The sequence below is a fragment of the Anaeropeptidivorans aminofermentans genome, assembly GCF_940670685.1.
In the GTDB taxonomy this organism is placed as follows: domain Bacteria; phylum Bacillota; class Clostridia; order Lachnospirales; family UBA5962; genus Anaeropeptidivorans; species Anaeropeptidivorans aminofermentans.
Genome location: NZ_OW711693.1, coordinates 481,078 through 498,825 on the forward strand (window position 1 = coordinate 481,078; position 17,748 = coordinate 498,825).

At 36.4% G+C, this 17,748-nt stretch carries 14 protein-coding genes; 13 read left to right on the top strand and 1 reads right to left on the bottom strand.

All coding sequences use genetic code 11. The features are described 5' to 3' along the window. Positions 1-1,132 precede the first annotated feature (1,132 nt). The 13 genes from gndA (at position 1,133) to NBX03_RS01940 (ending at position 16,185) form a co-directional block, all read left to right on the top strand. The gene (gene gndA, locus NBX03_RS01880) at positions 1,133-2,539 is read left to right on the top strand and encodes an NADP-dependent phosphogluconate dehydrogenase (RefSeq protein WP_250229091.1); all 1,407 of its coding nucleotides are present in this window, start codon (positions 1,133-1,135) and stop codon (positions 2,537-2,539) included. A 363-nt stretch (positions 2,540-2,902) separates the two neighbouring features. After that, positions 2,903-3,757 carry a MurR/RpiR family transcriptional regulator gene (locus NBX03_RS01885; RefSeq protein WP_250229092.1) on the top strand — a complete coding sequence of 285 codons (855 nt, stop codon included), beginning with the start codon at positions 2,903-2,905 and terminating at the stop codon, positions 3,755-3,757. A gap of 737 nt (positions 3,758-4,494) precedes the next feature. Next, a complete protein-coding gene (locus tag NBX03_RS01890; protein ID WP_250229093.1) occupies positions 4,495-5,268 on the top strand; it encodes a PTS mannose/fructose/sorbose/N-acetylgalactosamine transporter subunit IIC in 774 nt (257 codons plus the stop codon). A 14-nt stretch (positions 5,269-5,282) separates the two neighbouring features. After that, on the top strand, positions 5,283-6,146 hold the full coding sequence (locus NBX03_RS01895) for a PTS system mannose/fructose/sorbose family transporter subunit IID (protein ID WP_250229094.1): 864 nt from the start codon (positions 5,283-5,285) through the stop codon (positions 6,144-6,146). 654 nt (positions 6,147-6,800) lie between these two features. Further along, positions 6,801-7,295 (top strand): PTS system mannose/fructose/N-acetylgalactosamine-transporter subunit IIB, encoded by a 495-nt coding sequence (locus NBX03_RS01900; protein ID WP_250229095.1) that lies wholly within the window; start codon positions 6,801-6,803, stop codon positions 7,293-7,295. 144 nt (positions 7,296-7,439) lie between these two features. Further along, positions 7,440-7,856 carry a PTS sugar transporter subunit IIA gene (locus NBX03_RS01905; RefSeq protein ID WP_250229096.1) on the top strand — a complete coding sequence of 139 codons (417 nt, stop codon included), beginning with the start codon at positions 7,440-7,442 and terminating at the stop codon, positions 7,854-7,856. 9 nt (positions 7,857-7,865) lie between these two features. Beyond that, positions 7,866-8,804 carry a phosphoglycerate dehydrogenase gene (locus NBX03_RS01910; RefSeq protein ID WP_250229097.1) on the top strand — a complete coding sequence of 313 codons (939 nt, stop codon included), beginning with the start codon at positions 7,866-7,868 and terminating at the stop codon, positions 8,802-8,804. Then, positions 8,805-9,443 carry a bifunctional 2-keto-4-hydroxyglutarate aldolase/2-keto-3-deoxy-6-phosphogluconate aldolase gene (locus NBX03_RS01915; RefSeq protein ID WP_250229098.1) on the top strand — a complete coding sequence of 213 codons (639 nt, stop codon included), beginning with the start codon at positions 8,805-8,807 and terminating at the stop codon, positions 9,441-9,443. Further along, entirely contained in the window at positions 9,436-10,092 is a 657-nt protein-coding gene (locus NBX03_RS01920; protein WP_250229099.1) for an HAD family hydrolase, read from the top strand. The genes NBX03_RS01915 and NBX03_RS01920 overlap by 8 nt, the downstream gene beginning before the upstream one ends. Then, positions 10,092-11,033, top strand: a complete 942-nt coding sequence (locus NBX03_RS01925; RefSeq protein ID WP_250229100.1) for a hypothetical protein — start codon at positions 10,092-10,094, stop codon at positions 11,031-11,033. The genes NBX03_RS01920 and NBX03_RS01925 overlap by 1 nt, the downstream gene beginning before the upstream one ends. Before the next feature lie 1,024 nt (positions 11,034-12,057). After that, positions 12,058-13,848: an oligoendopeptidase F gene (gene pepF / locus NBX03_RS01930; protein WP_250229101.1), complete on the top strand. Its 1,791-nt coding sequence runs from the start codon at positions 12,058-12,060 to the stop codon at positions 13,846-13,848. 336 nt (positions 13,849-14,184) lie between these two features. Beyond that, positions 14,185-15,417 (top strand): HD-GYP domain-containing protein, encoded by a 1,233-nt coding sequence (locus NBX03_RS01935; RefSeq protein ID WP_250229102.1) that lies wholly within the window; start codon positions 14,185-14,187, stop codon positions 15,415-15,417. Between the two features lie 354 nt (positions 15,418-15,771). Further along, positions 15,772-16,185, top strand: coding sequence for an HIT family protein (locus tag NBX03_RS01940; RefSeq protein ID WP_250229103.1), 414 nt, complete (start codon positions 15,772-15,774; stop codon positions 16,183-16,185). 497 nt (positions 16,186-16,682) lie between these two features. Here NBX03_RS01940 and NBX03_RS01945 read toward each other — a convergent pair whose 3' ends face one another. Continuing rightward, positions 16,683-17,654, bottom strand: coding sequence for a SurA N-terminal domain-containing protein (locus tag NBX03_RS01945; RefSeq protein ID WP_250229104.1), 972 nt, complete (start codon positions 17,652-17,654; stop codon positions 16,683-16,685). Between the last annotated feature and the right edge of the window lie 94 nt (positions 17,655-17,748).

Genomic DNA, 17,748 nt, shown 5'->3' on the forward strand with positions numbered 1-17,748 from the left:
AAATCAGCATGATAACCATAAAAAACCTCACTTAAAAAAGGTCCGGGCTTATGTCAGAACTTTTTGAAGTTTGCTTCGTGTAAAAACATGAACTTCCTTCGGAACATAGGAGCACAGTGGAATTGCCTTTATATTGCAAAAGTTATAAGGCTTCCAATATATAAAATCAAATAAAGACAGTTTTACAAAAGGCCATTTATTCTATTTTTTCTATAGTGCATTTTTAAACCTAGGTAAATATATGGCTTTGCTGTTGTTTAACTTTAAATTTATTATATTTATACTTGATTCAATGAGAAATAGTATTATTGCCAATTTGCTTTTCTCGTATTTTAAGCCGTCTCAATCCAAATATTAAAAGTAATTGGCCCTATAGCCTTAAGAAAACCTATTGAGACTAGGGCGTGTCTGAAAACTCCAAATTCTAGGATATTTTGCCATAAAAGTGCGACTCCATCGTCGTAAATCCTCAAGATATGCCTGGGTAAACCTGCAGCTACACTTTTAGCATTATGCTAAAAGTGTATGGCATGCTATCTTGTCGGTTTTCTCCTCGAATTCACACTTCCTTACAAACAATACATTTTTAGCTTATAAGCTAAAAATGTATTTCTGCTGTAAAGTAATAAATAAACTTTAGTTTATTTATTATTCTTGTCAGTTTTCCGGTTTTCAGACACTGCCTAGGATAAGGTCATAATCTAAATTTTATTATATTAATTTCCTATCGAAATTTTTGTATAGTTTAATGTAAAAAGGTTATAAAAATAACAAGTAAAGTATTTTATTGAAATAATCAAATATTAAAGCATAAATTAATGCAGTTATGGCCAATTGGTTTTTTGTTTTTCAAGCTATTTCCTATAAACAGTTTTATAACTATAAGTCTTAAATTATATTAACATTAAGAATTTTAATAAAATTATATTTAAATGTAATAAAATGGAATTAATTCGTTATTATATTCACATAAAAAATAAAATTTTTTTATTTTATTGAATAAAATAAAAAAATATTATTGACATAAATCAATTAAGCCCTGATAATATAAGTAATCATTTTTATATAATTTTAAAAGGAATAAACCTTTAAAAGAATCAAATACAGTTTTTATTGCGAAAGGAGTTTTTTTATGGGTACGTCTTATATAGGCGTTTATGGAATGGGAGTAATGGGCCAGAGCATTGCTTTAAATATAGCGAATCATGGCTACAAGACAGTTGTTTATAACAGAAGTGAAGCCAAAACAAAAAGCTTTTTGGAATCTATAGATAATAAAAATATTTCAGGAGCCTACTCCCTGGAAGAATTTTTGAATTCTCTCGAATCTCCCAGAAGAATTCTTCTTATGCTTACGGCAGGCCCTGTTGTAGATAAGGCAATAGACGAGATCATTCCTTATCTTGATAAGGATGATATTATTATAGACGGGGGAAACACCTACTTTAAGGATACCATACGAAGAGAGGCCTGCCTTAAAGAAAAGGGCATCGGCTTTATTGGGGCAGGGGTATCCGGCGGAGAAAAGGGCGCTCTTGAAGGGCCAAGCATTATGCCTTCCGGTGAAAGAAAAACCTATGAAGCCGTTGAAAAGCTTTTGATGGATATATCCGCGAAAACTCCAGACGGCTTTCCCTGCTGTACGTATATAGGGCCTGACGGGTCCGGTCATTTCGTGAAAACTGTCCATAACGGAATAGAATATGCCGATATACAGATAATCTGCGATATTTATCAGCTTATGCGTGATGTAGGGGGAATGAACGCAGAGGAAATGCAGCAGGTATTTGAAAAATGGAACGAAGGAAGACTGAACTCCTATTTAATAGACATTACATCTAAAATACTTAAGAGAAAAGATGAAGAAACAGGAAAGCCTATTTTAGACATTGTCCTTGATACGGCAGGCCAAAAAGGCACCGGAAAATGGACTTCTATGGAGGCGCTTGACCTTGGTGTTCCTGTTCCAAGTATTGTAGAATCGGTTTTCGCAAGATATCTTTCGGCCATGAAAGAGGACAGGGTAAAGGCATCAAAAGTATTTCAGCAGGCAGAAAGAAAGCCTGTTTTAGACAAGGCCCGTTTCATAGAGGATTTAGAAAATGCCCTTTATGCTGCAAAAATCTGTGTTTATGCCCAGGGCTATCAGCTTCTGCAGGAGGCTTCGAATCATTATCATTGGGACCTTGATTTAGGGGAAATTTCTTTAATCTGGCGTGAAGGCTGTATTATAAGAGCGGCATTTTTAAACGATATTAAAAAGATTTATTCTCAGGAAAAAAATATAAGCAATTTAATGCTTTCAGAGCTTTTTTCAAAAGCCCTTAAGGAATCTTATGAAGGTTTTAGAAGGACATGTATTATGGCTATAGAAAACGGAATCCCTGTTCCCGGCCTTATGAGCACATTATCTTATTTTGATGCTTACAGGACTGAAAACTCTTCAGCTAATCTTCTTCAGGCTCAGAGGGACTTTTTCGGAGCCCATACCTATGAAAGAGTTGATAAAGAAGGATTCTTCCATACGGTTTGGGAATAAAATTTTATAAGGCTATAAAACAAAACGGCACATAGGAAATATGTGCTGTTTTACTATCGTATAATATAGTAAATTTAAAGAGAAAAAGTAACAAATCTTATATTCACGAGGGTTCGAAATATACTGTTTCCGAATAAAATCCTTGTTTTTGAATCCTCGGTATTGGTTTTTGTTACTTCCTTATAAGCGACTTGCTATAGTATTTTCGTGAAAAAATAATGATTTTACGGCAGAAGGATTGAGAAGGAATTTTCATGCTTTTTTATAAAATCAAATAACTTTATTTTTATTTTTCTGGATTTTTTTTAAATTTTCATATAAACTCTAATAAAAGCGCAATTTACTATGAGAAGGATGAAAACTATGAAAAAAACAATAGCCTTAAAAATAAAATCCTTATACAGAGATTTAAGCAGAAAAGAAAAGATGATTGCCGACTTTGTACTTGAACATCCTAACGATATCGGAAACGACTCCATCAGTGATGCTGCCGCAAAAATAGGCGTTGCCGACTCAACGCTTTTTCAGTTTGCTAAAAAAATGGGTTATCAGGGATTTAAGGATTTTAAAATCGCTATTTTAACCCAGGAAACCAGTTCCACCGCTGCCATACATGAAAAGATTACAAAAAATGATAACGAGCTTGAGATTGCCCTCAAGGTATTCGATTCCAATATACAGACCATTAAAGATTCAAAGGCCTTGCTAAACGGTGACAGCTTAAGAATAGCGGGAGAGATTATACAAAGCTCCAATATGCTTACCTTTTTCGGCCTTGGGGCATCTGCTGTAGTTGCAGAAGACGGTTTTCATAAATTTTTACGTTCGCCTATTACCTGTCAGCATAGCTTTGATTATCATAATCAGCTTATTATGGCTTCTCTTATGACGGAGAAGGATTGCGCTATTTTAATATCCCATACAGGCATCACTGTTGAAATGATAAAGATAGCCAAGCTTGTAAAGGAGCGAAAAGGAAAGCTGATTGCCATCACAAGCTATCCCCATTCGGAAATAGCAAAGCTTGCAGATGTGGTCTTTGTATCTACTGCCGAAGAGGTAGTATACCGTTCAGAAGCCCTTGCTTCAAGAATAACCCAGCTTACAATCATCGATGCTCTTTACGTTATAACAATGTTTAAAAACGAAGAGCTTTCACAAGACACCCTCTGCCGTGTAAGAGAAATCATATCAAAATCCAAAAAACATGAATATTAAAAGCTTTATTTTCTAATAACCCCAGAGCCTGTATTAAAACAGTTTATAGTAAATTTAAAGTGAAGAAGGAACAAGACCCTATATTTACATGGGTTTTTGTTCCTTTTTTATGGGAAACTTGCTATTGGCTGTTTTATAGTAATATACTTAAACAGGATAACAAAAAGCGTATATTTTGAATGGCTTCATTTAAGTGCTTCTATAGATGAAGCCGTTTATGAAAAATAGATTTTTATTACTGCCTTAAAGCTATATTACTATAATATTCCTTGGGGCTTTTTTTATTTGGTTGAGAAAAACAGAAGCTTTATACTGTATTTACACTGATTTAAGTATAAAATCAGCTGAAATTGGAAGATTATATCCTTAAGGCTATTAGAAAAAGGTAAAGAAGCGCCTTAAGAATATAGCAGATAATTCTTGTTGTTTTTTCAGGTGCAAAATTTGTATATTTACCTATAAATTTTAAATTACTACCAAAAAATAAGGGGGCTATTTAGCTAAACTCACGAATAGGATAATTTTTGTAGTTTTTTTATTTTTAATATTGAATAAAAATAATTTTTTTTATATAATGCTCTTATACACAAAATTTTTTTATTAATATACTGATTTAATATTTCATAGAAAGGGGGGCAGCAAAGTTATTTTGCTGTTGGGGAATTTGCAATTTAGTTTTTGGACAAAATGAATTGCATAATGAATTGTTTTAAATTTAAAAGCGAGGAGGAAAAGGAATGGAAATGACAACTTTGCAATGCTTGCTCATTGCAATATGGGTAGGCCTTGTTCAGTCAAGGTCTTTACTGGGAGGAGCGACGACGACGCTGCGCTTTACTCCTATGATGACAGGCCTTATTTGCGGCATCGTGCTTGGTGATGTGGCAAATGCTATGATTATTACTGCTGCGATTCAGCTTATTTACATGGGTGTATTCTCCCCGGGAGGACAAATGCCTTCAGAGCCTTGCGTTGCAACGGCATTGGCGGTACCTGTAGCAATCCTTGGAAACTTAGAGCCGGAGGCGGCTGTTGCGATCGCTGTTCCTGTAGGCCTTTTAGGAAGCTACCTTTACCAGTTTAGATTTTTCATCAATACTTTCGTAATAAAAATTACCGACAGAAATGCAGAAAATGTAGACCATAAGGCATTAACGAGGTCTATTGTTTTCTATCCGATATTGGTATCCTTTTTAATATTCATACCATTCATGTTTATTGCGCTTAAATTCGGTGCTCCCGTTATTGCAGATTTTGTTGCACAGAACGCCAGCGGAAGAATATTCCATGTTTTATCCGTTATCGGAAGCGGCCTTGCGGCTATCGGTATCGCCCTTACTATTTATGTTATCGGAAAGAAAAACTACATCGTATTTTTCCTTCTTGCATATTTTGTAGCGGTTATGCTTAAGCCTTTAAACATTAATATGGCTACTTATGCGATTATCGGCGCTATTGTTGCTTTCGTATATATTCTCTGCAAGTCGGAAGCGGCAGCAAGAAATTCTTAGAAGGAGGGTAAAAAATGAGTGAAACAGTACAGAAATCAGTTAATTTAAAGCCTGAGGAAATCACAAAAAAAGACGTATTCTGGGCATGGCTGCGTTTTTATTTTGTAAATGAGATTCCTCACTCTTTTGACCGTTATATAGCTCCCTCTCTTCTTTGGGCGCTGATTCCTATTTTACGGAAGCTTTATAAAGATAAAGATGAGCTTAGAGAAGCTTATAAAAGACATCTTCTTTTCTTTAATACCCAGATTTCATGGGGCGGCGGTACAATTACAGGCATTATGGCTTCTCTTGAGCAGGCCAGAGCCCAAGAAGTTTACAATAACCAAGAAATTACCGTTACAGACGACTTGATATATAACACAAAGGCCGGATTAATGGGTGCCTTGGCCGGTATCGGAGACTCTATTGACTCAGGTACCGTTCAGTATATTTTTATAGCCATAGCTATCCCATGGGCGCAGCAGGGCTCTGCCATAGGAGCGCTTTTCCCCTTTATCTGTTTTTCCCTTTATCAGGTATTTATCGGCTGGAACTTTGCAAACATGGGATTCTCCCTTGGACGCTCCGCAGCTACGGAAATCGTTGCCGGCGATTCCATGCAGAACATTATAGAAGGTCTTTCTATCTTAGGTCTTTTTATGATGGGTATTCTTGCAGCCAACTACGTTAAAGTTACTTCTTCTCTTACATGGGCTATTTCCGGTAAGGAATTTATCCTTCAGGAAATCCTTGATAAGATTCTTCCGGGCCTTCTACCTATTACTGTTGTAGGCGGCGTATATTTCTTCTTTGTAAAGAAGGGCTTAAACGTTACAAAGGCGCTTATCGGCCTTACGGTTATCCTTGGTGTGCTTGGAGCCATAGGCTTATTATAAAATCAAAATTTAGCGAACTTGAAAAGCCTTCGGACTTTCAGGTTCGCTAACCTATTAATAATAAAAAGGCACGAACTTAGAAATAGGGCAGATATAATTTTAAGATACCCTGTGGACTTAGAAAGCACCAGTGCTGATTTGCAAGGCAAATCGAAATTTTATTAATACAAAAAGATACGAACTTAGAAACGAAGGCAAATGTGGTTTAAATATGCTCTGGGTGCTTAGGAAGTATCGGTATAGATTTGGAGAGCAAATTTATATCTTTAGTAAATTTATCATGAAGAAGCAGCAAAAGCCTATTCCCTTAAGGCTCAAACCCACGGGTTTCTTTCGAAAACGGTATAATTTTGAGCCTTCGTGAATATACGGCTTTGCTACTATTTAACTTTAAATTTACTATTATTGACATATTCGGTCGGAAATTAAATAAAAAAGCATCTCTGTGAATATTTTTGGAAATATGGTATAGTTTATTTATACTAATAAGGATTTAGTATATTCATTCTGTGCCAAATAAGGCTTAAATCTAAAAATGCAAAAGATTATTATAACGATAAGTTTCTTTTGTATTTTCAGATTATATTCTTTCTATCAGGCTATTTTCATTTATTTCCGATTCCTTGAAACTGAATAACCAAAGGAGATGATATTATGGGAAGCGTAAAACTTGCAAGAGTTGACGAACGCCTTGTTCATGGTCAGGTTATGACGAACCTTTCCAAAAGTGCCGGGGCAAACGCAATTTTTATAGTAGATGATGAGGTTGTAAAGGATGATTTTATGAAGACTATTTTCATAAGCTCCGGTTCCAGAACGGGCCTCACAGTTAAAATATTCAGCGTAGACGACGCGGTAGAATATTGGAACACAAAGCAGTTCGACAATCACAACGTAATTTTGCTTACGAAAAACATAAGCACGATTTACGAAATCGTAAAAAAAGGAATTCCTGTTACGGAGCTTAACCTTGGAGGCATTGCGAAAAGGCCTGCAACTACTTATATCATAAATGCCGTTGCCATAGATAAGGAAGCGGCAGATAAGCTGAAAGACCTTAGAGACAGCCATAAGGTTAATGTATATTTCCAGAGCATTCCTTCAAACCCCAAGGTTGACCTTGACGAGGCCTTGAAAAAATTTGCTTAATAAACTTTGGGGCCTATAGTTCATAGGCCCTGCTTTATAAGCCTTATAAGAATGATTTTATAAGCTTATGCTTATATCATTTTAAAATGAATTATATTAATAATATTTAGGGAAAAGGAATTTATTAAGAATGGAGTTGGCTTTATGGTAGGAATTAGCCTTATTTGTCACGGAAAGATGGCCGAAGGCATGAAAGACAGCGTAGGACTTATTATAGGAGAACAAAAACAATTTAATGTGCTTGGCCTTTTTGAAGGAAATGATTTCGATAAATTTACAAATGACGCCTATGAAACCATAGCAGGTTCAGACGATGGGCAAGGGGTTTTGGTATTTGTGGATTTATTGGGCGCCTCTCCCTATAATGCCGCCTCTATGAACGTTACAAAATTAAGAGAAAATAATATCAATATCCGTGTGATAACAGGGGTGAATCTTCCAATGTTAATAGAAGCCTTTATGCAAAGGGAGATTGCAGAGAGCCTTGACGAGCTTTACCCTGCAATTTTATCATCGGGAAAGAACAGCATAACAGAGTTATTTGAGGAATTAGGAAAGTAGGCGGTAATTATGGCAAAAGTATTAATTACTCCCCGATCCTTCGCTCAATACAGCAAGGAGCCTTTCGCGCTTCTTGAAAAGAACGGCATTGAGATTATAAAAAATCCCACTGGCGCTATATTGAAGGAAGCAGAAATGCTTGATTTTGTAAAGGACGTAGAGGGCATTATCGTAGGGGTAGACCCCTTGGATAAAAGCATTCTTGAAAATGCCCCGAAGCTTAAGGCTATTGCAAAATACGGCGTGGGAACAGATAATATTGATTTGGACTATTGCGAAGAAAAGGGAATAAAGGTTTCAATCACATTAAACGCAAACAGCAGCGCTGTTTCCGACTATGCCTTTTCTCTAATGCTTGCAGCGGCAAGAAGGCTTGTGGAAATAGATAAAGGTTGCAGAAAAGGCGACTGGAGCAAGAAAACCAGCATTGATGTATACGGAAAGAAGCTCGGCATTTTAGGGCTTGGCCATATAGGCAGAGGCCTTTGCGAAAGGGCAAAGGGCTTTCAAATGGAAGTCTATGCTTACGATATATATAAAGATGAAGAATATATAAAATCCAATCATATAAAATTTACTTCTGTGGAGGAAATTTTCAGGGAATGCGATTTTATATCAGTTCATCTTCCGTTAACCGATGATACAAGGCATATGATAGATGAAAAAATGCTTGAAAAGGCCAAGAAAAACCTTGTTATAGTGAATACGGCAAGAGGCGGCATTATAGACGAGGAGGCGCTTTATCAGGCTTTAAAAAACGGCACCATTTACGGCGCCGGTATAGATGTATTTGAAGAAGAACCACCGGAAAACTCAAAGCTTCTTACCCTTGAAAATGTTGTTGCAGGGGCCCACAGCGCCGCTTCAACCATAGGGGCAGTAGACAAAATGAGTACCATGGCAGCAGAAAATATTGTAGAATCATTGAAGGAAAAAGGGGTGCTTTAAATGGATAAGCTTGATATCATAAGAAGAATCGGACAGGAAAAAATAGTGGCAGTCATCAGGGCCAATTCATCTGAAGAAGGCCTTAAAATCGTGGACGCCGTAGTAAAAGGCGGCATAAAGCTGATTGAGCTTACATTGACAGTTCCCGGAGCCATCGATATTATTAAAGAGCTTGTAAAAAAATATGACGGTGAAGACGTAGTCATAGGTGCAGGAACCGTCCTCGATTCGGAAACAGGCAGGCTTGCAATTCTTTCCGGGGCTAAATTTGTTGTTTCTCCAAGCCATAATTTAGACTTGATAAGGCTTTGCAACCGATATAGGGTTCCTATAATGCCCGGTGCTCAGACTGTAAGCGAGGTAATTGCAAACCTTGAAGCAGGGGCGGATATTATAAAAATATTCCCCGGAGACGCTTATTCTCCTAAAATAATAAAAAGCTTTAACGGCCCGCTTCCACAGGGATTATTTATGCCTACAGGCGGGGTTTCTGTTGAAAATGCGGCAGAATGGCTTAAAACAGGCGCTTATGCCATAGGAACAGGCTCAAGCCTCACAAAGGGAGCCCAGACAGGTGATTTTAATGCCATTACAGAAGAAGCTAAGAGATTTGTTGCGGCGGTAAATAAAAATGACTAAAAAAAGCTGTATTATATTTGATATGGACGGCTGCCTTGTAGATACGGAAAGAGCCTATATCAGAGCATGGGATAAGGCCTTTAAAAAAGAAGGAATTCCTATTAAGCTATCCATAATTGAATCCTGGACGGGAAAGGGCTATATTTATATCAATAATTATATCGCTGATTACGTAGGCAGTGAGGAAAAAATGCTGATGCTTCGGGGCCTTCGGGAAGAAATCTTCTGGGAAGAACTTTACGGCGGCGAAATTCCTCTTATGCCCTACACAGAGGAAATGCTTCAATTCGTAAAGGATCATCATCTTCTTATGGGGGTTGCTTCTTCTACCGTTCAGGAAAAAGCGGAAAAAATATTAAAGCATTTTAATATTTATGATTTGTTTGACTTTAGGGTTTTCGGCAATATGATTCAAAATCATAAGCCGGCCCCGGATATATATGAAAAGGCAATTTCACTTTCGGGAAAAACGAAGGAAGAATGCATAACCTTTGAAGATTCTGCTTCCGGGGTTATGGCAGCCAATGCAGCGGGAATAGACGTAATCTATGTTCCCGATTTGGGCGCAAGAGCGCCGGAAGACGCTGATCTATTCAAAGAGGTTTCTTCTTTTAAAGAAGGAATCCATATATTGAGGGAAATTATATAATGGATATAAAAGAGTATGTGATACGGTATGGTGTAGTTGCAGGAAGGCGCTTTTATCCTCCTGAAAAGCTCCGTTTTATTATGGGTCTTTTAAAAGAACTTGACCAGATGAAAATCCCTGTTGATGTAAAGGAAGGGAAAAAGGCCCAGAGAAAAGCATATAATTTATACGCAGGGGATTTAGAAAAATCCCCCTTTATCCTGTCGGCTTATTATGACACTCCGCCTAAAAGCTTCGGTTTCATAAGGCATAAGGTTTTTGATGCTAAAAATGATTCCTACGGATATAAAATATCTGTTTTAATTGCTATGGCTCTTATAGCAATAACAGGCGCTTTGCTTATCCAGTATGTGTTTAAGCCTGTGTGGACAGACGGCATATTTGATTTCAGAGATATTTTATATATACTGCCGACTCTTATAGTAGTTTATCTTCTTTTTAAATATAGAAACGGCATAGGAAATGCCAATAATCTCATTAGAAATACCTCAGGAGTCATCGCGGCTCTTGTATTTGCAGAAAAGCTCGGTCTTAAAGAAAAAAAGAAAATTGCATTTGCCTTTACGGATTTTGGCTGCATCAACCGTTTCGGTGATTATATGCTTAGAGACAGCCTAAAAGAAAAGATAGACCATAAAACCATTATTTTACTGGACTCCATAGGGGCGGAAGAAGGCCTGTCTGTTTTATACAGCAAATCTGCAAAAGAGCATATAGAAAAGCTCAAGGCCTCAAAGACATACGAAAATGTTTATTTTCAGCCCATCACAGACGAGAATAATACTTATGCAAGGATATATAAAAACTATATGGTCATAACTTCCGGCAGGCCCTTTCAGGGAAGCATTTATATAAACAAAGCCAATACCCTAAAAGATAACGATATTAATGAGGAAAATATTAATCTTACAGTAGATATTTTAAACGAGCTGATTTCTTAAAGTACCTTTCCCCTAATGCCCCATAGCCTATTTAAGGCGTGGGGCATTTTTAGACTATTAAAATATGGAAATTTGAGGTAATATTATAGTATACTATGAATGAAACCAAGCGATAGTATAGTAAATTTGATTTTCTTCCGCAGTAAGTAATGGATACCCAAAAGGCATAAAATCAAAGAAAAGTAAATTTACAACGCTATTATTTTACTTTAATTCGAGTATAAAATATGTTTTTGTTACTATAGTAAATTTCATATAAAGAAGCAGCAAAAGCCTATTCCCATCAGGCTCAGAAACACGGATTTCCTTCGGAAACATAGTGAAATTGCCTTTATACCATAATAGGCCATAAGGCTTTTAATATATAAATCAAATAAAGGCAGTTTCACAAAGGCGATTTACTATATTTCTTTTAAAGCGCATTTTTGAACCTGTGTGAATATATGGCTTTGCTGCTGTTTAATTTTAAATTTACTATACCTTGAAACTATTTTGCTATGGGCTTGATTAATGCCAGGCGAAGTTGAAAAAAGATAAGAATAAGCTCGTAAATCCTTTAAACAAGGGTCCGCTTAAGTTATCAAATCTATTTTAAGCTTGCTAGGCAGTGTCTGAAAATAGTCAAACCGCTAAGAATAATAAATAAACTAAAATTTATTTATTATTTTACAGCAGAAATACATTTTTCAGCTTTAAAGCTGAAAAAGTATTGTTTGCAAGAAAATGTGAATTTGAATAGAACCAGAAAGAAGTCCGGACGTTAAGAATAATGCCCTTGGCATTCTTCTCAGGTTTTTGCGAAGCAAAAATTCTGAGAAGAAAAACGCAGAAATAGCAGAGCTATTTCGAGTATTTTCGCTGATGAAATTACGCTTTTACGGCAAAATAGACTTTTGTTTGGACTTCACGCCCTAATATAATTCATAGTAAATGAGTAAAAAGGCCATAATAGTATATAGTAATTCAGACGGAAACATATATTAAGTCATTAATTTTTAAAATAGATACTTAAGGAGGTATTGCATTGGCAAAGAAAAGAAGCGAAATAGACGATAAATTCAAATGGAAAATTACGGACCTTTTAGAATCGGACGAGCTTTGGCAAAAAGAGTATGATATAGCCCTTAAAATGATAGAGGATTTTTCAAGGTTTAAGGGGACCCTTTCTAAATCTGCCGAGAATCTTTTTGAATGTTTAAAGGCATCGGAAGAAGTATCCAACAGAGCAGAAAAGGTTTACGTATACGCTAATTTAAGGCTTAGGGAAGATACGGCAGATTCCCTTTATCAGGGCTTAAGCGATAAAGCAGGGGTTTTAATGGTAAAGCTTTCTGCTGCCATGAGCTTTATTGAAACAGAGATTCTTGAAGCAGGGGAAGAAAAAATAAAAACCTTTTTAAATGAAAAGCCGGAGCTTAAAAAATATACCCACTATCTTTCGGATATCTTAAGACTTAAGGATCATATTTTAAGTCATGAAATGGAGGAGCTTCTTTCAAACGCCGCTGAAATAGGCGGCGGGCCTTCCAATATTTTTGCCATGTTAAACAATGCGGACATGGATTTCGGAACCGTTCAAGATGAAAACGGAAACGAAGTGAAGCTTACCCACGGCAAATTCATATCTCTCATGGAATCAAAAAACAGAGCAGTAAGAGAAAACGTATTTAAAGCATTTTACAAGGCCTATATCAGCCATAAAAATACCCTTGCATCTATATATAACGCAAGCGTTAAAAAGGACGTATTCTTTGCCCGCCAGAGAAAATATGATACAGCTGTTGAAATGAGCCTTAACGCCAACAATATTCCCTTAGAGGTTTACCATAATTTAATAAAGGCCGTTGAAAATAATTTAAAAAGCCTTCATAAATACGTAAATGTGAGAAAAAGGGCATTAGGCCTTGATGAAATCCATATGTACGATATTTATACACCTATTGTAAAAGACATTAACACCAGCATAGAATTTGAAGAAGCCAAGGAAACGGTTTTAAAAAGCCTTGCCCCTATGGGGGAAGAATATGTGAAAGCCGCAAGAGAAGGCATGGAAAACGGCTGGCTTGATATATACGAAAATGAAGGAAAAGATTCAGGCGCATTTTCATGGGGAACCTATTCCTGCCATCCCTTTGTGCTTTTGAACTTTGATAATAAAATAGATGATATGTTTACCCTTGCCCATGAAATGGGCCATGCTATGCATAGCTTTTATACCTCCAATAATCAGCCGTATATTTACGGGGATTATACCTTGTTTGTGGCAGAAGTTGCATCTACGGTAAATGAAGCCCTTCTTATGGAGTACCTTCTTGAAAATACGGAAGATGAAGCCATGAAAAAATACCTTATTAATTATTATATGGAGCAGTTTAGAGGAACCCTTTTCAGACAGACCATGTTTGCGGAATTTGAGCTTAAAACCCATGAAATGGCCGAAAAGGGTGAGCCCCTTACAAAAGAGAGCCTGAATAAAATATATAGAGACCTAAACAGAAAATATTACGGCGATGAAATCATCCTTGATGAAGAAATTGATTACGAATGGTCAAGGATACCTCATTTCTACAGGCCTTTCTATGTTTATCAATATGCAACGGGATATTCTGCAGCTATCGCTTTTTCAAGAAGGATTTTAGAGCAAGGAGAATCTGCCGTAGAAGAATATAAAGGCTTTTTAAAAAGCGGTTCAAGCGATTACTCTATCAATATTCTCAAAAAAGCAGGGGTTGATATGTCTACTCCTCAGCCTGTAGAGGAAGCCTTAAAGGTTTTTGCTTCTCTCGTCGATAAATTTGAAGGATTTTTAAATTAAGAAAATTATATCAAGGCTTTGAGGAAAGGTCTCAAAGCCTTGATATAAATATACGGACGTTTGCTTATAGTGAAACAATGAATTACAGTAATAAAAACCGTATATTTTGAATGGTTTAATATAGTGGTTCTATATATTAAGCCGTTTATGAAAAATAGGTTTTTGTTAGTACCTTAGTCTTGTTTTGCTATAGTGAAACAAATGAATTACAGTAACAAAAACCGTATATTTTGAATGGCTTAATATAGTGGTTCTATATATTAAGCCGTTTATGAAAAATAGGTTTTTGTTAGTACCTTAGTCTTGTTTTGCTTTAAACTTCAGGGAGGGTGCCTTTTGAAAGTATGTATTAATGATATGCTTCATGTCTTTGCTTTTGTTTTGGATAACGTTGAAAAGGAGATTGTGGGGGTTGTAACAAATCATGCCGAAAGGATTGCTTACGTATGCACAAAGCTTGGCCGGCAGTTTGGCCTTAATGAATATGAGCTTTCCGACCTTTCCGCCTGTGCTATTCTCCATGACAGTGCAATCCTTGAATATATCGAAGAAGAGCACTGTGCAGAGAGCGGTATAAAGGCAAAAAACAAAAGGGGGAAAAAGGGGCATTGTATCGTAGGAGAACAGAATATAAAGAACTTCCCCTTTTATGGAAGCATTGAAAATGTGATACTTTATCATCACGAGAATTTTGACGGAAGCGGCCCCTTCGGGAAGAAAAAAGCCGAAATACCACTATACTCAGCGCTTATACATATGGCCGATGATCTTGACGTGAAATTCGGCCTTTACGATATGGACGATGTAAAATATGATGCTATTCAAAAGTATCTTGCAGAATATACCGATAAACACTATGCTAAGGTCCATGTAGACGCATTTTTATCTCTTTTCACCAAAGAAGAAATAAATAAAATGAATCAGGATAGAATAGAGGAAACTTTAGCAGAGAGCCTTGTCTGCTATTACAGGGAGTATTCGCCGGATGATCTTATTGCTTTTTCAACCGTATTTGCAAAGCTCATAGACTATAAATCAGGCTTTACGGGCAGGCACTCTCATGAAATAGCCAAAAAGGCCGCTTTCATGGGTCGGTTCTATGGCTTTGACAAAGAAGAGCAGGCAAAGCTATATCTTGCAGGGGCCCTCCATGATATAGGAAAGCTTGTAGTAAACAGCGATATTTTGGAAAAGCCGGATAAGCTTACGGAAGACGAATATATATATGTACAAACCCATGCGTATTATACATATGCAATACTTAAAAAGGTAAGGGGTTTTGAAGAAATAACAAGATGGGCAGCCCTCCATCATGAAAAGCTGAACGGGAAAGGCTACCCCTTTGGGCTTACGGCAAAGGATTTAAAGTTTAACGAGAGGCTTATGGGCTGCCTTGACATCTATCAGGCCCTTGTGGAAGAAAGGCCTTATAAGAAGGTATATTCCCATGAAGAAGCCATTGCCATTCTTAGGAAAATGGGCAGTTCAGGATATATAGATAAAAATATTACAGAAGATATTAACGAGGCCTTCGGTAAAAATCAAGGACAGTATAGTAAAGAAGCTTGAATTACGATAGGCTGAAAGAAGGCTTATGGTACTTAAAAACAAAAAGGCTTTTTCTAAGCTTAATACAAATTGCAATAAACGAATAATTTGCAGCTGCAGCCGAATTATCTTGAAACCGAAGTGACAAAGTACTGCAAAATATTCTCTGATATTTTGCAGTTTATAGTAAATTTATCATGAAGAAGCAGCAAAAGCCTATTCCCTTAAAGCTTAAAAACACGGACTTCCTTCGGAAACGGTACATTTTTGAGCCTTCGTGAATATACGGCTTTGCTATTATTTAACTTTAAATTTACTATAAGCGATAGGCACTTCGGGTGAAATAAATTCTACGATAAATGAAAGGAGATTTTTATGGACCATTGTATTTACTGCAAAATCATCAAAGGGGAATTACCGAGCTATACCATATATGAAGATGATAATTTTAAGGCTATACTTGATATTTTTCCATCTTCTCTGGGGCATACGCTGATTATTCCAAAGCATCATTATCAGGGCCTTTTTGATTTAGGAGAAAAGGAGTCTAAAGAGATTATCAACTTTTCAAAGAAAATAGCAGGGGTATTGAAAGAGGTACTGGGCTGCGACGGTATGAATATCCTTCAAAATAACGGACAAGCTGCCGGCCAAACAGTATTTCACTACCACATGCACCTGATACCAAGATATGAAAATGATACGATTAATATGGGCTGGAAGCCCCTGGAGCCTACCCAGGAGGAGCTAAAACTTACTCTTGATAAAATAAAAAGCGCAATAAAATAAACAAAAAAAGAGACTGCCGCAAAATTTATTTTGCGGCAGTCTCTTTTTGTTTGAAGCCCTTTGGGCTTTAAATAAGATAATATAGGAATATACTTGAATTATAGTAAATTTCACACAAGGATGTAATAAAAATCTATTTTTCATAAACGGCTTAAATATATAGAATCCCTATATTTAAGCCATTCAAAATATACGATTTTTATTACTGTTTCATTTGAATTTTACTATAATATGAAACAGCAGCATTGTCAGATGGAACAGGAAAAAGTCCTGACTGGATTAAAATACTCTTTACGGTATTTTGCGGAGCAAAATTCTTATTACTTTTTTTCTTATTTTATGCCCTCACAGAGCCTAATCCTTATTGTAGAATTAATTTTTCCTCCGGTAACCGGGCTATGTTGAAGTTATGAGTTCTGGTTTTGCAAGAACCCCTTTTATGGGAATAGGGGCCGCCTTTTGAGGTATGCATAATCATTTGGATTTTACTGCTTTATTTAATTATAATCTTTTTCTATAAGCTCTATTTTATCCCATATGGAAGAGATTTTTACAATCTCTGTATTATTTAAAAGCCTTTGGTATTTGCTGTCTATAAATTCCTCTGCTTCTTTCTGCTGGCTGTTTTTTATATCTGATTTGAGGCTTTCCATATCCGGTGCGTTCATCAGCTTTATAATATAAATCTCACCGTTATTCATAATAGGAGGATAAACACTTAATAAATCAAGGTATAAAATATTAAGCTTATCGCTGTCTGGAATATTGATTTCATTGAGGTTCCCCGTATACACTTCCACATCGGCATGGGCCTTTACAGCATCGCTGAAATTTCCGTCGCCCTTTCCTTCATCTGCAATGACAAGAGCGTCTTCTTTTGAAATACTTTTTTCCGGAAGCATTACATATTCTACGGAGATATCTAAATCTGCCATGTGGCTGATTAAATAATCATGAAAATATTCTTCAAAAGCTTCTCCTTCTTTTATGGATTTTTTAAGGAGAAATTCCCTGTATTTTTGAACAAGGGCCGTTTCTTTTATCGCCGTAAGGGCTGTATCATAATCGATATATCTTTTATCATTTACAGTGAGGTCATTATAATATTGAAGGGCTATATCGGTATATTCCTTTATTTCTTCTTCCGTAAGAGAAACATTGTCTTTTTTGGCCTCAATAGACATAATTTTTATATAAGTCAAGCTGTCAAGGGCATATTGCTTTGCAATAGAAAAGGTAGGCTCACCGTAAATTTTAGTCTCCCAGATGTCAAGGCCGCCTATTTTTTCAAAATTAAGCTGCTGCTCACGAAAATATACCATGTATTCGCTTAACGATACCTCGTAAGAGCCTATTTTGGCTACGTAAGCACTATCGGCGGTTTTATTCCATGCGAAGAATACCGCCGATAATAATGCGATTAAGAATATGATGATAAAAATATATTTTATTTTCTTATTCTGCATCATAGCCCTTGCCTCCAAACCGATTATGTCTTTAAGATTAGACGTAATTATAAACAATGAACTTTAAAGGAACATTAAACAGGTTCCGAATAACTAA